This window comes from Pseudomonas sp. HMSC065H01 (genome assembly GCF_001815235.1).
Taxonomy (GTDB): domain Bacteria; phylum Pseudomonadota; class Gammaproteobacteria; order Pseudomonadales; family Pseudomonadaceae; genus Pseudomonas; species Pseudomonas aeruginosa.
Window position 1 is genome coordinate 30522 of record NZ_KV819855.1, and the last position, 14319, is coordinate 44840.

The 14319-nt window shown below is 67.9% G+C and carries 15 protein-coding genes; 4 read left to right on the forward strand and 11 right to left on the reverse strand.

Going from position 1 to position 14319, the window contains the following annotated elements; all coding sequences use genetic code 11:
• Nucleotides 1-2 precede the first annotated feature (2 nt).
• From HMPREF3014_RS05775 to HMPREF3014_RS05810, 8 genes are all read right to left on the reverse strand, one after another.
• Nucleotides 3-749, reverse strand: coding sequence for a class I SAM-dependent methyltransferase (locus tag HMPREF3014_RS05775; protein WP_003112447.1), 747 nt, complete (start codon nucleotides 747-749; stop codon nucleotides 3-5).
• The gene (locus HMPREF3014_RS05780) at nucleotides 746-2113 is read right to left on the reverse strand and encodes a 2-isopropylmalate synthase (RefSeq protein ID WP_003086676.1); all 1368 of its coding nucleotides are present in this window, start codon (nucleotides 2111-2113) and stop codon (nucleotides 746-748) included. Before HMPREF3014_RS05780 ends, HMPREF3014_RS05775 begins: the two co-directional genes overlap by 4 nt.
• Nucleotides 2110-2988, reverse strand: a complete 879-nt coding sequence (locus HMPREF3014_RS05785) for a phytanoyl-CoA dioxygenase family protein (RefSeq protein ID WP_003120545.1) — start codon at nucleotides 2986-2988, stop codon at nucleotides 2110-2112. The genes HMPREF3014_RS05780 and HMPREF3014_RS05785 overlap by 4 nt, the downstream gene beginning before the upstream one ends.
• Nucleotides 2985-3599, reverse strand: coding sequence for an alpha/beta fold hydrolase (locus HMPREF3014_RS05790; RefSeq protein ID WP_023087656.1), 615 nt, complete (start codon nucleotides 3597-3599; stop codon nucleotides 2985-2987). Before HMPREF3014_RS05790 ends, HMPREF3014_RS05785 begins: the two co-directional genes overlap by 4 nt.
• Nucleotides 3593-4855: a hypothetical protein gene (locus HMPREF3014_RS05795; protein ID WP_023087655.1), complete on the reverse strand. Its 1263-nt coding sequence runs from the start codon at nucleotides 4853-4855 to the stop codon at nucleotides 3593-3595. Before HMPREF3014_RS05795 ends, HMPREF3014_RS05790 begins: the two co-directional genes overlap by 7 nt.
• On the reverse strand, nucleotides 4852-6672 hold the full coding sequence (locus tag HMPREF3014_RS05800; RefSeq protein ID WP_023087654.1) for a non-ribosomal peptide synthetase: 1821 nt from the start codon (nucleotides 6670-6672) through the stop codon (nucleotides 4852-4854). The genes HMPREF3014_RS05795 and HMPREF3014_RS05800 overlap by 4 nt, the downstream gene beginning before the upstream one ends.
• A gap of 719 nt (nucleotides 6673-7391) precedes the next feature.
• Nucleotides 7392-8549 (reverse strand): murein transglycosylase A, encoded by a 1158-nt coding sequence (locus HMPREF3014_RS05805; RefSeq protein WP_003082509.1) that lies wholly within the window; start codon nucleotides 8547-8549, stop codon nucleotides 7392-7394.
• A gap of 95 nt (nucleotides 8550-8644) precedes the next feature.
• On the reverse strand, nucleotides 8645-9538 hold the full coding sequence (locus tag HMPREF3014_RS05810; protein WP_003082510.1) for a LysR family transcriptional regulator: 894 nt from the start codon (nucleotides 9536-9538) through the stop codon (nucleotides 8645-8647).
• Nucleotides 9539-9622: 84 nt separating this feature from the next.
• Between HMPREF3014_RS05810 and HMPREF3014_RS05815 the strand changes: the two genes are divergently transcribed.
• Nucleotides 9623-10402, forward strand: coding sequence for an NAD(P)H-dependent oxidoreductase (locus tag HMPREF3014_RS05815; protein ID WP_009876095.1), 780 nt, complete (start codon nucleotides 9623-9625; stop codon nucleotides 10400-10402).
• 7 nt (nucleotides 10403-10409) lie between these two features.
• On the opposite strand, the gene HMPREF3014_RS05820 is transcribed toward HMPREF3014_RS05815, so the two are convergent.
• A complete protein-coding gene (locus HMPREF3014_RS05820; RefSeq protein WP_003116364.1) occupies nucleotides 10410-11036 on the reverse strand; it encodes an NAD(P)H-dependent oxidoreductase in 627 nt (208 codons plus the stop codon).
• A gap of 105 nt (nucleotides 11037-11141) precedes the next feature.
• Here HMPREF3014_RS05820 and HMPREF3014_RS05825 point away from each other — a divergent pair, with 105 nt between their 5' ends.
• Together HMPREF3014_RS05825 and HMPREF3014_RS05830 are read left to right on the forward strand one after the other, a co-directional pair.
• Nucleotides 11142-11750, forward strand: a complete 609-nt coding sequence (locus HMPREF3014_RS05825) for a TetR/AcrR family transcriptional regulator (RefSeq protein WP_003123120.1) — start codon at nucleotides 11142-11144, stop codon at nucleotides 11748-11750.
• Nucleotides 11751-11788: 38 nt separating this feature from the next.
• Nucleotides 11789-12637, forward strand: a complete 849-nt coding sequence (locus HMPREF3014_RS05830) for an aminoglycoside phosphotransferase family protein (protein WP_073647858.1) — start codon at nucleotides 11789-11791, stop codon at nucleotides 12635-12637.
• 76 nt (nucleotides 12638-12713) lie between these two features.
• Here HMPREF3014_RS05830 and HMPREF3014_RS05835 read toward each other — a convergent pair whose 3' ends face one another.
• Nucleotides 12714-13064: a hypothetical protein gene (locus tag HMPREF3014_RS05835; RefSeq protein WP_003082515.1), complete on the reverse strand. Its 351-nt coding sequence runs from the start codon at nucleotides 13062-13064 to the stop codon at nucleotides 12714-12716.
• 109 nt (nucleotides 13065-13173) lie between these two features.
• Nucleotides 13174-13980, reverse strand: a complete 807-nt coding sequence (locus HMPREF3014_RS05840) for an AraC family transcriptional regulator (RefSeq protein ID WP_023087653.1) — start codon at nucleotides 13978-13980, stop codon at nucleotides 13174-13176.
• A gap of 133 nt (nucleotides 13981-14113) precedes the next feature.
• Here HMPREF3014_RS05840 and HMPREF3014_RS05845 point away from each other — a divergent pair, with 133 nt between their 5' ends.
• Nucleotides 14114-14311 carry a DUF1656 domain-containing protein gene (locus HMPREF3014_RS05845; protein ID WP_003082517.1) on the forward strand — a complete coding sequence of 66 codons (198 nt, stop codon included), beginning with the start codon at nucleotides 14114-14116 and terminating at the stop codon, nucleotides 14309-14311.
• The last annotated feature ends 8 nt before the right edge of the window (nucleotides 14312-14319 follow it).

Below are 14319 nucleotides of genomic sequence, written 5' to 3' on the forward strand. Positions count from 1 at the left end.
CCTCAGCGATTCAGCGCGGTGAAGGCGTGGATGTCGAAGTTCACCGCCACCTGCGGCGCGCTCTCGATCTCGCGCACCGCGGCGATGAAGCGGTCGGCGTAGTCTTCGCCGCCTTCCTGCTCGATGTAGCGGGTCACGTAGCTGGTGGAGAGGAAGAACAGCGCGACCTCCTCCGGGCTGAGGAAGATGATGTTGGCGAACACTTCGCGGCGGCAGTCGCGCAGGTGCGGGCAACTGCCCATGATCTCCAGGGTGTCGTCATAGCGGGTCAGGCGCGGATCACGGTGTTTGGCCCACTTGTTCACCAGTTCGTGCTCGATGAAGTCGCGCAGCGGCCCGTAGGCGATCGGGAAGTCGTACTTGTAGGCGCAGAACAGCCCGCCGGGGGTCAGCCAGTCGGCCATGCGCGTCAGCACCTGCTTGCGGTCCATCCAGTAGAAGGAGGTGGCGCTGGTGACCAGGTCGAAGCGGCGTTGCGGCGCGAAGGTTTCCGCCGGCGACACGCTGAAGCGGATCTCCGGGTAGTTCTCGCGGGCCTTGGCGATCAGCGCCTCGCCCAGGTCGCTGCCTTCCACGTAGCGGAACCAGGGTTGCAGGCGGACGGTCGAGACGCCGTTGCCGCAGCCGATGTCCAGCGCCGCTTCGCGTGCCGGGGCGCGTTCGGCGAGGTTGCGGTAGAGCGAATCCGGATAGGCGATCTTGCCGCGGACCACGTTGTAGGCGTCTGCGTGCTTGTCGAACTGCTTCATTGGGTAATCTCCAGTAGGCTCTCGTGGTAATCGCCCTTGTGGACGAAATTGATGTAGGTGCCGCTGCCGCCGAGGTAGCGGTAGCTGTGCTCGACGCCGGCGGGGATGAACACGCTGGCCGGGCTCTGCAAACGGCGCAGCTGGCCGCCGAGCAGGACTTCCACCTCCAGGCCGCGGTAGTCCTCGTCGCTGCCGAGGAACAGGAACACCGAGTCGCAGTTGTGTACGTGGCTGTCGACGTGGCCCGGCCCGCCGTCGCCGACGTCGTGGAACTGGCGGGCGATGAAGTAGAACGGCGAGCCGTCGAGCAGGCGCCGGTCGAGCATGACGAAGCGCTTGCCGGGGCCGTGGCGGTGGTACTTCAGTTCGCTGGCGGACTTCTCGAAAGGCGTGAGGAACAGGGATTGGCGGTGCATCGGCGTGTAGCGTTGCAGCGAGACGCGGCCGTTGATCAGTTCCGGATCGAAGGCGCTGTAGGCGTCCTGGTTTTCCTGCATGGCCAACTGGTGCAGGCGGGCGACATGGACGAAGGCGTTCTCGCCGACCACCGGGTGCATCGGTGAACGCTTGATCCGGCTGTGCGCCTCGACCAGCTCGGAGACCGCGAGGACGTTCTTCAGGTTGAAGCGGTCGGCGGCGAACTTGGTGTGCAGCAGGGTCAGCAACTGGAAGGTGTCGGTGATCCCGGCGCGTTCGCCGATCCCGTTGCAGCTCGCCGAGTGCCACTGGACCCCGGCCTGGATCGCCGCCAGGGTATTGCCCAGGGCCAGGCCGCGGTCGTTGTGCACGTGGTACTCGAAGACCACGTCGGGGAACTCGTGACGCAGCAGCGAGAGCACGTCGAAGGTCTCGTCCGGCAGCAGGATGCCGACGCTGTCGGCGAAGCAGATGCGATCGGCGCCGGCGTCGCGCGCGGTGGCGATCATGCTGACCAGGTCGCTGACCGAGGTGCGCGCGGCGTCTTCCACCGTGGCCCGGACCCGCAGGCCGCGTTCGCGGGCGTAGCGGATCGCGTCGTGGAACAGTTCGAGCACCTCCTCGCGGTTCATGCCCTTGAACTTGGTTTCCAGCGAGATCGCGTTGATCGAGGCGAACAGCCCGACCCACTGGGCACCGGTTTCCAGCACCGCGTCGATATCCTCCCGGCGCGCCCGGGCGTGGGCCAGCACCGGCGTGGAAACCGCCGCCACCACGGCGCGTACCCGCTCGCGTTCGTCCGCGGAAATCCGCGGGTGGCCGCACTCGATCATATCCACCCCCAGCGCCGCGATTTCCCGTGCCAGCTGGACCGACTGCGCGCTGTCGAAGCTGCACTGGCGGGCCTGGCACCCCTCGCGCAGGGTGCAGTCGATGACCCGGATCATCGTCTCGCTCCCGCGTCCGAGGCCGACAGCGTCGCCAGCCGCGGCTCCCTGATGAAGTCGTGGATCTTCGGCGCATGGCCGAACTGGCGGGAGAAACGGGCGAGGAAGGTGACCATCTTCAGCGAGTAGTCGCACAGCTGCGGAAGATAGTGGTCGAGGTTGTCCTCGGTGATTGCTTCGTCCGGGAACACGCTTTTCAGGTTGGAAGCGATCCAGGTTTTCATGCTGTCCTCTCGATTCAGTTGGTGGAATTCGTCGTCCTCGACGAAGACGATCGGCATGCCGATGCGCAGCTCGCCGCTGCGGTTGTTGTGGCTGCCATGTGCGGTGCGGGCGGGCCAGACCAGGACGTCGCCGGCGTCCAGCTCGGCATCCACCAGTTGCTCGCGGGAAATGCCGTTGGCCTGGAGGTCGATGCACTTGAACATCGGGTAGGCGAGGTCGAACTCGTGGGGGAAGATCGTGCGGTCGTCGGGGTAATAGAACATCCCACCGTTGTCGTTCCGCGACGGGGTCAGGGCGACCCAGAAGGTCTGCGCGCTTTCGTAGCGCTTCTCCCATAGCGCGATGTCCTGGTGCAGCGGGATGTAGGACTCGTCGGCGTGGCGCTTGATGAACGCCGCGTGGCGCAGCAGGCGCGGCTTGCGCAGATGGTCGCGGACCAGCGCGTCGAGCCCGGAGCGGGCGAACCAGTCGTCCCAGAAGAGCGGGTCGTGGCGGTGCAGGTTGCGCACCTTCTTCGCCTCGCGGCGCTCGTCGTCGGCGATGTCGAATTCCGGTTCCAGCGCCGGGTCCGGCCGCTGCGCCGCGGCGAGGATCCAGTCCAGCGCCTGTTGGCGCAATTGCGGGGATACCACCTGCCGATAGTGTTTCATTGGACGGACTCCTTGCTGACGGTGTGGACGATGAAATCGATCACCGCCGGGTCCTGCAGGGCCAGGTGGTGCGGACGCTCGCAGGGGAAGGTGTCGAGCCGCTCGATCAGGTCGCACCAGCGTTCGGCGGCCGGGTCGCGGCCGGCGTCGTCCCGGCAGCGCACCCAGCTGGCGCGGGCGAGGCGATGGCGGGGCTGCCAGCGGCCGAACAGCTCGACATTGCGCAGCAGGACCTCTTCGCGCAGTTCGCCAAGCTCGCTCATCAGGGCGATCCATTCGCGCATCTCGGCGCTCAGCCAGCGCTGGTATTGCTCGCTCGGCGGCATTCGCCGCAGGGCCGGCCAGGGCAGGTGGCTGTCGATCATCAGCAGGCGGCTGGCCGGCAACTGGCGGGCCATCTCGTAGCCGACCAGGCCGCCGAAGGAATAGCCGATCAGCCAGTCCGGTTCTTCCGCCAGGCCGTCGAGTACCTGGCTGGCGAGGGCTTCGATGCTGGCGTAGGCATCCAGCCGGTGGTAGTCGACCAGCCGGCAGTCCGTTGCGTCGAGGCGTGCCAGCAGCCCGCGGAAGCAGCTCGGGTGGCCGATGAAGTCAGGCAGCAGGATCAGCATGGGCGTAGCGCCTCGGCCATGGCCGCCGCCAGCGCCAGGGTCCGTTCGCGGCCGAAGCGGCTGGCCAGGCTGGCGTCCCAGCCGCCGTCGTCGCGCCGGACCAGGGTCAGGGTCAGCGGCAGGCGGCTCTTCAGTGTCGGCCGGTGGATGAACCCGGCGCTGCGGAATGGCTGGTCGATGACATTGATCATCACCTGGGCGTCGGCATAGCGCAGCCCGGCCCGTTCGGCGATGGCCTCCGCCGGCAGCAGGCTGTGCTCGAAGGCCTCGAGCCTGTGTCGTTCGAAGGTGTCCTCGGCGGTCGCGGCGTCCAGCAACAGCGGCACCAGGTTCAGCCAGCAACCGGAAACCGCCGTGCCTCGGCGACTGCGCAGGCTGACCGGGGTCAGCGCCAAGACCTTGCCGGTGGCGCCCTGGCTGGCCAGGGCGAGAGCCAGGGCGCAGGCGAGCCGGGTCAGCAGGGCGGCTTCGCCGCCTCCTGGCGTGGCAGCCAAGCGGAAATCCTCGCAATGGCTGGCGCGCTCCGCCCAGGGCAGGTTCGCCAGTTCACGGAACGCCTCGCCGCGCTCGCTCCAGTAGTCTTCCAGCCTGGTCCTGCGCTCGCGCAGCTGGCGCTCCAGGCGCCATTGCTGCTGGAGGAAGCCGAACTCGGGGGCCGCCGCTTCGGTCGTGGGGTCGGCGTTGAGCACGGCCAGGCGGGCCAGCAGCACGCTGGCGAAGTCGGCGTCGGCGACCAGGTGATGCAGCCAGACGCCCCAGCGCGCACGTCCTCCGCAGCGCCCGTGGAACAGTCGCAGCAGGCCGCGCTCGAACAGGGAATGCGGGCGTTGCAGCAGCGCTGCGATGAGCGCGTTTTCGTCGGCGAAGGGGCCGACTTCCAGCGCCGGGCTCTCCTCGGGCCGCCCGTGGACGACCAGTTCGAAACCTTCCGCGCCGCTGTCCACCTGGCTGTCGAGCAACGGGAACTCTTCGCGCAGGCGCCGTCCCAGGCGCGTCAGGTCGGATGCCGGCACCTCGGCCGGAGCCAGGTAGCAGAGGCCGAAGCGGGTCAGGTCGGCGCCGAGCAGCTCGCTGAAGACCATCCCGCAGGACCAGGGCGACAGGTCGACGCGCAAGGACTGCGCGGCCTCATCCGGCATCGGTTGGTGCCGCAGGCGGTCGCGCTCGGAGGGGGACAGGCGGTGCCAATCGCCGACCACCACCAGGTGCTCGCGGAACCAGTGGTAGCGCACCTCCGCGGAGAGACCGACGTTCATGCCGCGCTCCTCGACAGCACCAGCGGCTGCTCCGGCGTCGCCGCCCGTTCCAGCAGACGCTCCGGCGCCAGGCCGTGGCTGCGCAGGAGACGGCTGAACTGGTCGAGGCGCGAGTTTGCCTGCAAGTCGGCGAGTCCCAGGTTTGCTCCCGCACCCGCCGATTGACAGAGGGCGACCAGTTGCAGGGCGAGCAACGAGTTGCCGCCGCAGAGGAAGAAATCCTGGTCGGCGGCGCCGACCTCGCAACCCAGCAATTCGCTCCACAGCTGCGCGCAGCCGCGTTGGTCGGGATCGAGCGCGCTGGCGCAGCGCTCCAGCGGTTCTTCCAGGCGGCGCAGCAGGGCGGCGCGGTCCAGCTTGCCGTGTGCCGTCAAGGGCAAGGCCTCGACCCGGACGCAGGCATGCGGGCGCTGCCAGGTGGGCAGTTGGCGGAGCAGGGCCTGCGGGCTGGCGTCGGCTTTTCCCGTCCAGGCGCAGAGCAGTTGCTTGACGCCGTTGCGCTCGCGGACCAGCAGGGCGCAGTCGAGGATGCCCGGCTGGCGGCGGAAGCGCTGTTCCAGGGCGGGGAGGTCGAGGCGATAGCCGTTCAGCTTGACCTGGCCATCGCCGCGGCCGATGAAGCGCAGCCGGCCCTGCTCGTCGTAGCGAGCGCGGTCGCCGGTACGGTAGGCACGCAGGAGGCGGCCGCGATAGGGCAACTCGACGAAGCTGGCGCGGGTGCGCGCCGCATCGTTCCGATAACCCTGCGCCAGGCCGGCGCCGAAGGCGACGATCTCCCCGGCCCGGTCGGGCTCGGCGATCTCCTGTCCTTGCTCGTCGAGCAGGAGCACCGCGGTGCCGGCGATGGCCTTGCCGATGGGGATGTCGTCTTCCTCGAGGTCGTCGTCGGTGACGACATGGCAGCAGGTGAAGGTGGTGTTCTCCGTCGGTCCGTAGCCATTCACCAGGTGCAGTCGCGGATGCCGCAGCAGCGCCCGGCGCACGTGCGGCACCGAGAGGATGTCGCCGCCGGTGAGCAACTGGCGAAGGCCGCCGAGACAGTCCGGGTCGAGGTCCACCAGGGTGTTGAACAGCGAGGCGGTGAGCCAGGCGCTGTCGGCTCCGCGCTCGCCGATCAACTGGCGCAGCACGCCCGGGTCGAGGGGGCCGAGGTCGTTCAGCACGCAGCAGCCGCCGTTGAGCAGCGCACCCCAGATCTCCAGGGTCGCCGCATCGAAGGACAGCGGCGAGTTCACCAGGAAGCGCATCTGCGGAGCGAACGCGAGGAACGACTGGCCCAGGCACAGGCGGGTAATGCCGGCGTGGGTGCAGGCGATGGCTTTCGGGCGGCCGGTGGTGCCCGAGGAGAAGTTGATGTAGGCGATCTGGTCCGCCGCGAAGCATGGCCGGGCGACCGAGGCTGGAGCGGCAGGCAGGTGCCTGACCGGGACGCAGGGAAGACCGTTGGCCGGCGTCGGCGTGGTCGAGCAGTCGAGGATCAGGCGGCAGTCGACCTGCCGGCACAACTCTGCATTCCAGGCCGCCGGTTGTTTCAGGTCTATATATAAGTAGTGATGGCCGGATAACAGTATGGCGAGCAGGCAGGTAATGCTTTCCCGAGAATATTCGCCGTACACTCCAAGACAAACTCCCGGCTGCGGATAATGCTCGAGAAGATAGTCTGAAAGTTGTTCGGCGCTATCCAGGAGTTGCCGATAGTCGACACTTCCGAAACGGTCCCTGATGGCTTCGCGATGGGGATGAAGCGCTGCCATTTCGCTGAAGCGGGCCACCACCGTCGGGTGCGCGTACAGGTCGAGCAGGGAGTTCTGGGACATTCTGGCAATCGCCTTTTTTCGAAAAAATGAGTCCATCTGCCGGCTTCTTCGGCTAAATGAAGGATTTTTGGTTTTTCGCGAAGACGGCGACCGAGTCTTCCCGGGCTCTGCCAGTCGTCCGCCGCCCACCGGCTCGCTCACGCGAGCGGCAAGCGTCGAGGCGCCTTGCCCGGAAAAACCGTTATGGAAATACGGAGTGCCGTCGACTCAAGGGCAGTCAACTGCTGCCATGCAGTCTTATCGTCAGGAAAGAGAGAAAAGCGATGAGAATGGATTCACGGTCACGCATTGCACTTCCACCTTGCGTTGGTTTTCCGAAGTGTTTCGCTGTGTGTGTTTTTATATGTTTCGTGGGTATTTAAAATAAGATACAAATTTCCCCTCACAACTATGAGAATTGGTAGTTGGCGAAAGGGCGCCATGAGGGGCGTCGAAGCGCGCCGGCTGATGGCTTTTTGCCGAGGCAGGCGGCCGCGGCTACGCCTGCCGGGGGTAGCACGGACAGGTGGTTTCGGGGGGCCTGGCCGCTGCGGCGAGGCGCGGAGGTCCGGCTGGCGCGGCGATCATCACAGAAGATTCTGCGGCGTCATTCATCGTTTGAATGGTTGCTGCCGCAAGCGCGCCCGGCGCCGTCGATGCTGGTCGGCGGTGTCGGGCGCTCGCTGGCGTTGCGTTGGCCAGCCGTCCCGGCCGGGTGCGTAGGCACCGGCCGGAGGTTTTCAGGAGGCGGGCAGCGGCGCCCCCTTGGGCCATAGCAGCCAGAGCCGGCCCGGCTGCTTCATGTGTCCGGCGAGTTCGCCGGCGGCGTCGCCGGTGCCCCAGAACAGATCGGCGCGGACCTCGCCGACGATGGCCCCGCCGGTATCCTGGGCCGCCACCGGACGGACCACCGCGCTGCCGTCGTCAGGGCGGGTGGTGGACAGCCACATCAGGCTGCCCAGCGGAATCACCTTGCGGTCGATGGCCACGCTGTAGCCGTCGGTCAGCGGTACGTTCAGCGAGCCGCGCGGACCTTCGTCGCTGTCCGGGCGCAGGCTGAAGAACACGAAGCTGGGATTGCTCGCCAGCAGTTCGGAGACCCGCTGCGGATTGGCCTCGGCCCAGTCGCGGATGCGCTTCATGCTGATCTCTTCCTTCGGCACCAGGCCCTGCTCGACCAGCCAGCGGCCGACCGGCTTGTACGGGTGGCCATTCTGGTCGCCGTAGCCGATGCGCAGTTGCCGGCCGTCTTCCAGCTGGATGCGCCCGGAACCCTGGATCTGCAGGAACTGCAGGTCCATCGGGTCGCCCAGCCAGGCGAGCACCGGCGCGCTGGAGCCGTTGTCGCGGATCGTCGCGGCGTCGTCGTAGGGTTTCAGCACCCGGCCTTCCAGGCGTCCGCGCAGGCGCTTGCCCTTGAGTTCCGGGTAGACGCTTTCCAGCGCGACCACCACCAGGTCGTCCGGTACGCCGTAGACCGGCACCGGGGTTTTTTCGCCCTGGCTCAGGCTGCCGTGGTAGACCGGTTCGTAGTAGCCGGTGATCAGGCCCTGGTCGCCGTTGCTGGAGGAACGCAGGCTATAGACCTGCATCCGCTCCTGGAGGAACGCGCGCACCGCCGTCGGATCGGCGGCGACCGTCGTGGCGCTCGCACAGGGCTCGCCCCATACCGGGTCCTTGGCCAGCCGCGCGCAGGCCGAGCGCCAGGCATTGAAGCCGGCGAGCAGGTCGGCGTCGCTGGTGGCCGGCAGGGCGTCCCAGGGCACGCTGTTGTAGGTGGTGACTTCGGCGGGTTTGGGCGGGGGCTCTTTCTTGCCGTCGTCGCATGCCGTCAGCAGGGCGGCGAAAGGGAGCGCGCAGAGCAGCAGGCGGCGCCAGGGATGGAACGGAAACTTCACGCCAAGGACTTCCTGGTGGTGGATCGAAGCCCGCTAGCTTGGGCAAAGCGCGACGGTGCGTCAAACCGCGGCGACGACCGAAGCGTATCGCCGCGTTACACCGAGGCGGCGATGAGTTCGCGCAGCCAGCGATGGGCCGGATCGCGGTGCGAGCGCTCGTGCCAGAGCATGGCCAGGTCGTAGCCGGACACCTCCAGGGGCGCCTCGACCACTCGCAACCTGTCGCGCTCGCGTACCAGTCGCGACGGCAGCAGCGCCACCAGGTCGGTGCTTTCCAGCACCGCGCGGAGGAACAGGAAGTGCGGCACCGACAACGCCACCCGGCGTTCCGCGCCGAGTTCGGCGAGCGCCTGGTCGGTGGGACCTAGGAAGCCGCCGCCGTCGGGCGAGACGATCGCCTGCTCGAGGCGGCAGAACTGCTTCAGCGTCGGTCGCCGACGCAGCCCCGGATGCCCGGCGCGCCCGGCCAGCACATAGCGCTCGCTGAACAGCCGGCGACAGCGCAGTCCCGGCGGCGCTTCTTCGAGGGTGTGGAAGGCCAGGTCGATCTCGCCGCGTTCCGCCTGCCTGACGATTCGCGTCGGCGCCAGCTCCAGCACCGCCAGGCGGCTGCCCGGCGCCTGGCGGCGAAGACTGGCGAGGATCGGCAGGAGGATCGCCGACTCGGCGTAGTCGGTGGCGGCGACGCGCCAGGTATGCCGTGACTGCGTCGGATCGAACGGCGCGGCCGGCGCCACCGCCTGCTCCAGGGCTTCCAGGGCCAGGCGTAACGGCTCGCGCAGCTCCTCCGCCCGCGCCGTCGGGCGCATCCCGCGCGGGCCGGGAAGCAGCAAGGGATCGTCGAAGATCGCCCGCAGCTTGGCCAGGTGCACGCTCACCGAGGGTTGGGAAAAATTCAGGCGTTCCGCCGCGCGCGTCACATTGTGTTCGGTGAGCAGCACGTCGAGGGTCACCAGCAGGTTCAGGTCCAGTCTCCGGAGATTAATCATCCATATACCTGGAATTTCGGATATTCATTTCAACTATATCCGGCGATGGCCGATCCTGCGCCCACCTTTTGCCGGAGACCCGCCATGAACGTACTCATCGTCTATGCCCATCCCGAGCCGCGCTCCCTCAACGGTGCGCTCAAGGACTTCGCGGTCGCCCGCTTCGAGGCGGCCGGCCATGCGGTGCAGGTTTCGGACCTCTACGCGATGGGCTGGAAGGCCGTGCTCGATGCCGGCGACAGCCTCGAGCGCGAGGCCAGCGAACGCTTCGATCCTTCCGCAACTTCCCTGCGCGCCTTCGAGAACGGTTGGCAGAGCGTCGACATCGCCGGTGAGCAGGACAAGCTGCGCTGGGCCGATACGCTGATCCTGCAATTCCCGCTCTGGTGGTTCAGCATGCCGGCGATCCTCAAGGGTTGGATCGATCGCGTCTATGCCTGCGGCTTCGCCTACGGGGTCGGCGAACATTCCGACAGCCACTGGGGCGACCGCTACGGCGAGGGCCGGATGCAGGGCAAGCGGGCGATGCTGGTAGTCACCGCCGGCGGCTGGGAGTCGCACTACGCCGCGCGCGGTATCAACGGACCGATGGACGACCTGCTGTTCCCCATCCATCACGGCATCCTGCATTACCCCGGCTTCGAGGTATTGCCGCCGTTCGTCGTCTATCGCAGCGGCCGGATCGACGCGGAGCGTTTCGCCGCGCTGAGCGAGCAGTTGGGCCGGCGCCTCGATGACCTGCAGCGCACTGCGCCGATCCCGTTCCGCCGGCAGAACGGCGGCGACTACCTGATCCCGGCGCTGACCCTGCGCGACGAACTTGCCCCGCAGCGGGCCGGTTTCGCCATGCACCTGGCCGAATGACCTGGGGTCAGGCCTCCAGCGGCTGCGCCTGGGCGGCCCCCTGCGCGCCGCGTGCGGCGAAGAGCTGGCTGCCGATGTGCAGGGCCTGGTCCAGATGCCGGATCGGATCGGCGGTCTCCGATTCCAGCAACAGTTCGGAACGGACCACCCGTGCGCCGCAGTAATCGAAGATGCCATGGTCGATCTGGGTGCGCATCGCCCCGGCGTAGCCGTGCCGCTCGAAGGTGCCGGCATCGGCGCCGCCGACACCGACCAGCACCACGCGCAGGCGCTGCAGCTTTTTCCGCAGGTCGCCGCCGATGCTGTAGTCGAAGGCCCAGCCATTGGAGAACACGCGATCGATCCAGCCCTTGAGCAGGGCCGGCATCGACCACCAGTAGATCGGGTAGACCAGCACCAGGGTATCGGCGCGATCGATGCGCGCCTGCTCGGCGAGGACGTCGGCGGGAGGCGACGCCTGGCCGCGATGCACGGCGTGGTCGGCCAGGCCGAAGCGCGGCTCGAAGCCTTCCGCCGCCAGGTCGGCGGTTTCCGCGGAATGACCGGCGCGGACCACGCCTTCGGCGATGCGCGCGGCGAGGGCATGTGTGAGAGAGCGAGGATGGTGATGGGCGACGACGATCAGGGCATGCATGGGCGAATTCCTCCGGGAATTGCGGGAAGGGGGGCAAGTCGATAGTCTGGGTAAAACCTACTTTCCGTAGGTTACCTTTAGTAAGTTACTTTTAGTAGGTTATCTATGTCAACGCACTCCCCAGACGACCCGTCGCCACGCCGCCGCCTGTCCCGCGACGAGCGCCAGCGCCAGTTGCTCGAGGTGGCCTGGCGGCTGGTCCGCGAAGAAGGTACCGAGGCGCTGACCCTCGGACGCCTGGCCGAGCAGGCCGGGGTGACCAAGCCGGTGGTCTATGACCACTTCGGCACCCGCGCCGGCCTGCTGGCGGCGCTCTACCAGGATTACGACCTGCGCCAGACGGCGCTGATGGAGGCTGCCCTGGAAGCGAGCGAGGCGACCCTGGAGGGGCGCGCCGACGTCATCGCCCGCGCCTATGTCGACTGCGTGATGCAACAAGGCCGGGAGATTCCCGGGGTGGTCGCGGCCCTCGCCAGCTCGCCGGAGCTGGAGCGGATCAAGCGCGACTACGAGGTTCTCTTCATGGACAAGTGCCGCGCCGTGCTGGAGCCCTTCGCCGGCGGCGGACGGCTGACCGTCGCCGCTCTGCGCGCAATGATCGGCGCCGCCGAAGCGCTGTCGCACGCGGCCGCCACCGAAGAGATCGCCCCGGAAGAGGCGCGGCGGGAACTGTACGAGGCGATCGTGGCGATGGTCGCGCGGAGTCGTCGGTGAAGGAACCGCGTGCCCTGGAGGAATATCGCCGGGCGATAGTGGCGGCCTGTCCGGAGCTGGCGGACGCCACTTTCGCCATCCTGGCCTCGGGCTGGCATTCCACGGCGGTGGAGGTCGGAGGGCGCTGGGTGTTCAAGTTTCCGCGCGGCGCGGAGGCCGAGGCGGCGCTGCTGCGCGAGGCCGCCGTGCTACGCCTGGTGCGTCCGGCGGTGAGCCTGCCGGTGCCGGCGCCGCAGGTGTTTGCGGGACCGCCGCTGTTTTCCCGCCACGAGAAACTGCCTGGCGGTTACCTCCTGGGCGAGGACTACCGGCGCCTGGACGAACCCGCACGGCAGGCGGTCGGCGATGCGTTGGGGCGCTTCTACGCCGAGCTGCATCGACTGCCACCGGCGCGCATGCGGGCGGTTGGAGCCTTGCCGGTGCGTCCCTGGGAGTCGCCTGCGGCGATGCGCAGGCGCGCCTTGCCGCTGCTGCCTGCGGCCTGGCGCGAACGCGCGGAACGCTTGGTGCGGGAATATGCCAAGCTGCCTGCCGATCCGCTGGGTTCGATCTTCGGCTTCTTCGACGGCCATGGCTGGAACATGGCATTCGATAGCGAGGCCGGGCGGCTGAACGGTGTGTACGACTTCGCCGACGCGGGCATCGGTCCGCTGCACCAGGAATTCATCTATTCCGCGTTCATCGATGCCGACCTCACCGAGCGCATCGTCGCCGCCTACGAGCGCTTCAGCGGTCGGCGCCTGGAGCGTCGGCGGATCGCCTTGCTGACGGCGGCGCATCGGTTGTCGGAGCTGGCCGAGCTGGCCGACGAGCCGCGCCATCTGCCGGACATGCTCGCCGGCGCCCTCGACGGCCTGGCCCTGGTGGAGGCGCAGGGCCTGGCCTGATGAGGGGACGCGCGGTTGTGCTGGGCAGGACGGATATGACCGCGTGCGGACATCCGCCGCGAAGTACCGCTACCGCTCAGAGATAGGCTTGCGCGCGGCGCCGCGAGCGCGGCATGCGGTTCTTCCCGGACAATTCGTTGAGACGCGCCTGCCAGGCCTTGCGGGCGGCATCGCGGTCCTGGCGCTGCGCGGCGGCGAGCCTGGCCTCGGCTTTCGGCCGCGGCGCGGCCTTGTCGATCACTGGCGCAGCGGCGGTGGGGGTGACAGGGGCACTGGCCGGAGCGGCGTTTTCCTGGGCCTGGGCGAAGGCGTTGGTGCGCCGGCAGGTCTTGCAACTGACCTGGCCGACGTCGCTCGAGCCGTTCACGTTGCTGTCGCCGCGTCCGCAGGCTGCCTGGCCGGATTCGCTCAAGAAGTGCGTAACCATCTGATCCTCCTGGAGAAAAAAGGGCGGCATTATTCCCAGAAGTGCCTTCGAGTGCCAGCCTCGGGGGAGAACAGCTGACGAACTGCAAGACCTTTCCGTCGACCTCCGTTCAGTCGGCTGGCCGCCGCATGCTGTCGCGCACGTAGCGGGCCGGGGGGCTGCCGAGCGCCTTGCGGAACATGCCGATGAACGAGCTGACCGACTCGTAGCCGAGGATCTCGGCGGTGCGTTGCACCGAAACGCCGGCGGACAGTTGCTGCAGGGCGATGATGATCTGCAATTGCTGGCGCCACTGGCCGAAGGTCATGCCGGTCTCCCGGCGCACCATCCGCGCCAGGGACCGCTCGCTCATCGCCACTCGCCTGGCCCATTCGGCCATGCTGGCGCGGTCGCCGGGGGCGCGGGTCAGTTCGTCGGCGATGCGGCGCAGGCCGCGGTTGTCCGGCAGCGGCAGGTAGAGCTGTTCGGTCGGCGCCTGTTCCAGGAGTTCCAGCAGCACCCCGGCGAGACGTGCGAGCGGGCCGTCGTGCGGATAGTCCTGCAGTTGCGCGCTCAGGTGCAGGATCAGTTCGAGGACCAGCGGCGACAGGGCCAGGGTGCAGCAGTCGCTCGGCAGGCGTGCCGCCCCGGGCTCGACGAAGAGGAAGCAGACCTTGCCGTTGGCGGTGACCCGGTTGCTATGGGCGATGCCGCCGGGAATCCACACACCGAACCCGGCCGGCACCATCCACAGGCCATCGGGCACCGTGCAGGTGATGCCGCCGCGGCAGGCCACCACCAGCTGGCCCTTGCGATGCCGGTGCACCGGCACTTCGGTGTCGTTGTGCCGGGCCTCCAGCTGCAGGGCCAGGGCCGGCTGGCCGAGCGCGTCGGGATCGAAGCGTTGGGCGAGGTAGGTCTGCGGTTCACGGCTCACGGCAGGTCCTGTGGTTGTCCGAATTCGATTATTTTCTGGCTGAGTAGTCGATATTTGCAAATCGCTACGACCCGTAGCCTGTGCTCGTCAACCCGACAGGAGCGGCCGACCGCTCCGCGCCCTCGATACCCTGGTGCCCTGCATGCTGAGCGAAGTCTCCGTTTCCGGCCTCTACGTGCCGCCATTGTTCCTCTACCTGTGCCTGGCGATGCCGCTCTACCTGCTGCTGGAGCGCCTCGCCTGGCGCTGGCTGGAATGCGCCTGGCATCCCGGCCTGCTGCGTTTCTTCCTGTCGTTCATCGTGCTGTCCGTGCTGGTGCTGAAGTTCTGAGCCGAGGT

Excerpts from the sequence above, each read along its gene's own strand:
- HMPREF3014_RS05775 (WP_003112447.1), bottom strand. The coding sequence starts at position 749 with ATGAAGCAGTTCGACAAGCACGCAGACGCCTACAACGTGGTCCGCGGC.
- HMPREF3014_RS05780 (WP_003086676.1), bottom strand. The coding sequence starts at position 2,113 with ATGATCCGGGTCATCGACTGCACCCTGCGCGAGGGGTGCCAGGCCCGC.
- HMPREF3014_RS05785 (WP_003120545.1), bottom strand. The coding sequence starts at position 2,988 with ATGAAACACTATCGGCAGGTGGTATCCCCGCAATTGCGCCAACAGGCG.
- HMPREF3014_RS05790 (WP_023087656.1), bottom strand. The coding sequence starts at position 3,599 with ATGCTGATCCTGCTGCCTGACTTCATCGGCCACCCGAGCTGCTTCCGC.
- HMPREF3014_RS05795 (WP_023087655.1), bottom strand. The coding sequence starts at position 4,855 with ATGAACGTCGGTCTCTCCGCGGAGGTGCGCTACCACTGGTTCCGCGAG.
- HMPREF3014_RS05800 (WP_023087654.1), bottom strand. The coding sequence starts at position 6,672 with ATGTCCCAGAACTCCCTGCTCGACCTGTACGCGCACCCGACGGTGGTG.
- HMPREF3014_RS05810 (WP_003082510.1), bottom strand. The coding sequence starts at position 9,538 with ATGATTAATCTCCGGAGACTGGACCTGAACCTGCTGGTGACCCTCGAC.
- HMPREF3014_RS05815 (WP_009876095.1), top strand. The coding sequence starts at position 9,623 with ATGAACGTACTCATCGTCTATGCCCATCCCGAGCCGCGCTCCCTCAAC.
- HMPREF3014_RS05820 (WP_003116364.1), bottom strand. The coding sequence starts at position 11,036 with ATGCATGCCCTGATCGTCGTCGCCCATCACCATCCTCGCTCTCTCACA.
- HMPREF3014_RS05825 (WP_003123120.1), top strand. The coding sequence starts at position 11,142 with ATGTCAACGCACTCCCCAGACGACCCGTCGCCACGCCGCCGCCTGTCC.
- HMPREF3014_RS05835 (WP_003082515.1), bottom strand. The coding sequence starts at position 13,064 with ATGGTTACGCACTTCTTGAGCGAATCCGGCCAGGCAGCCTGCGGACGC.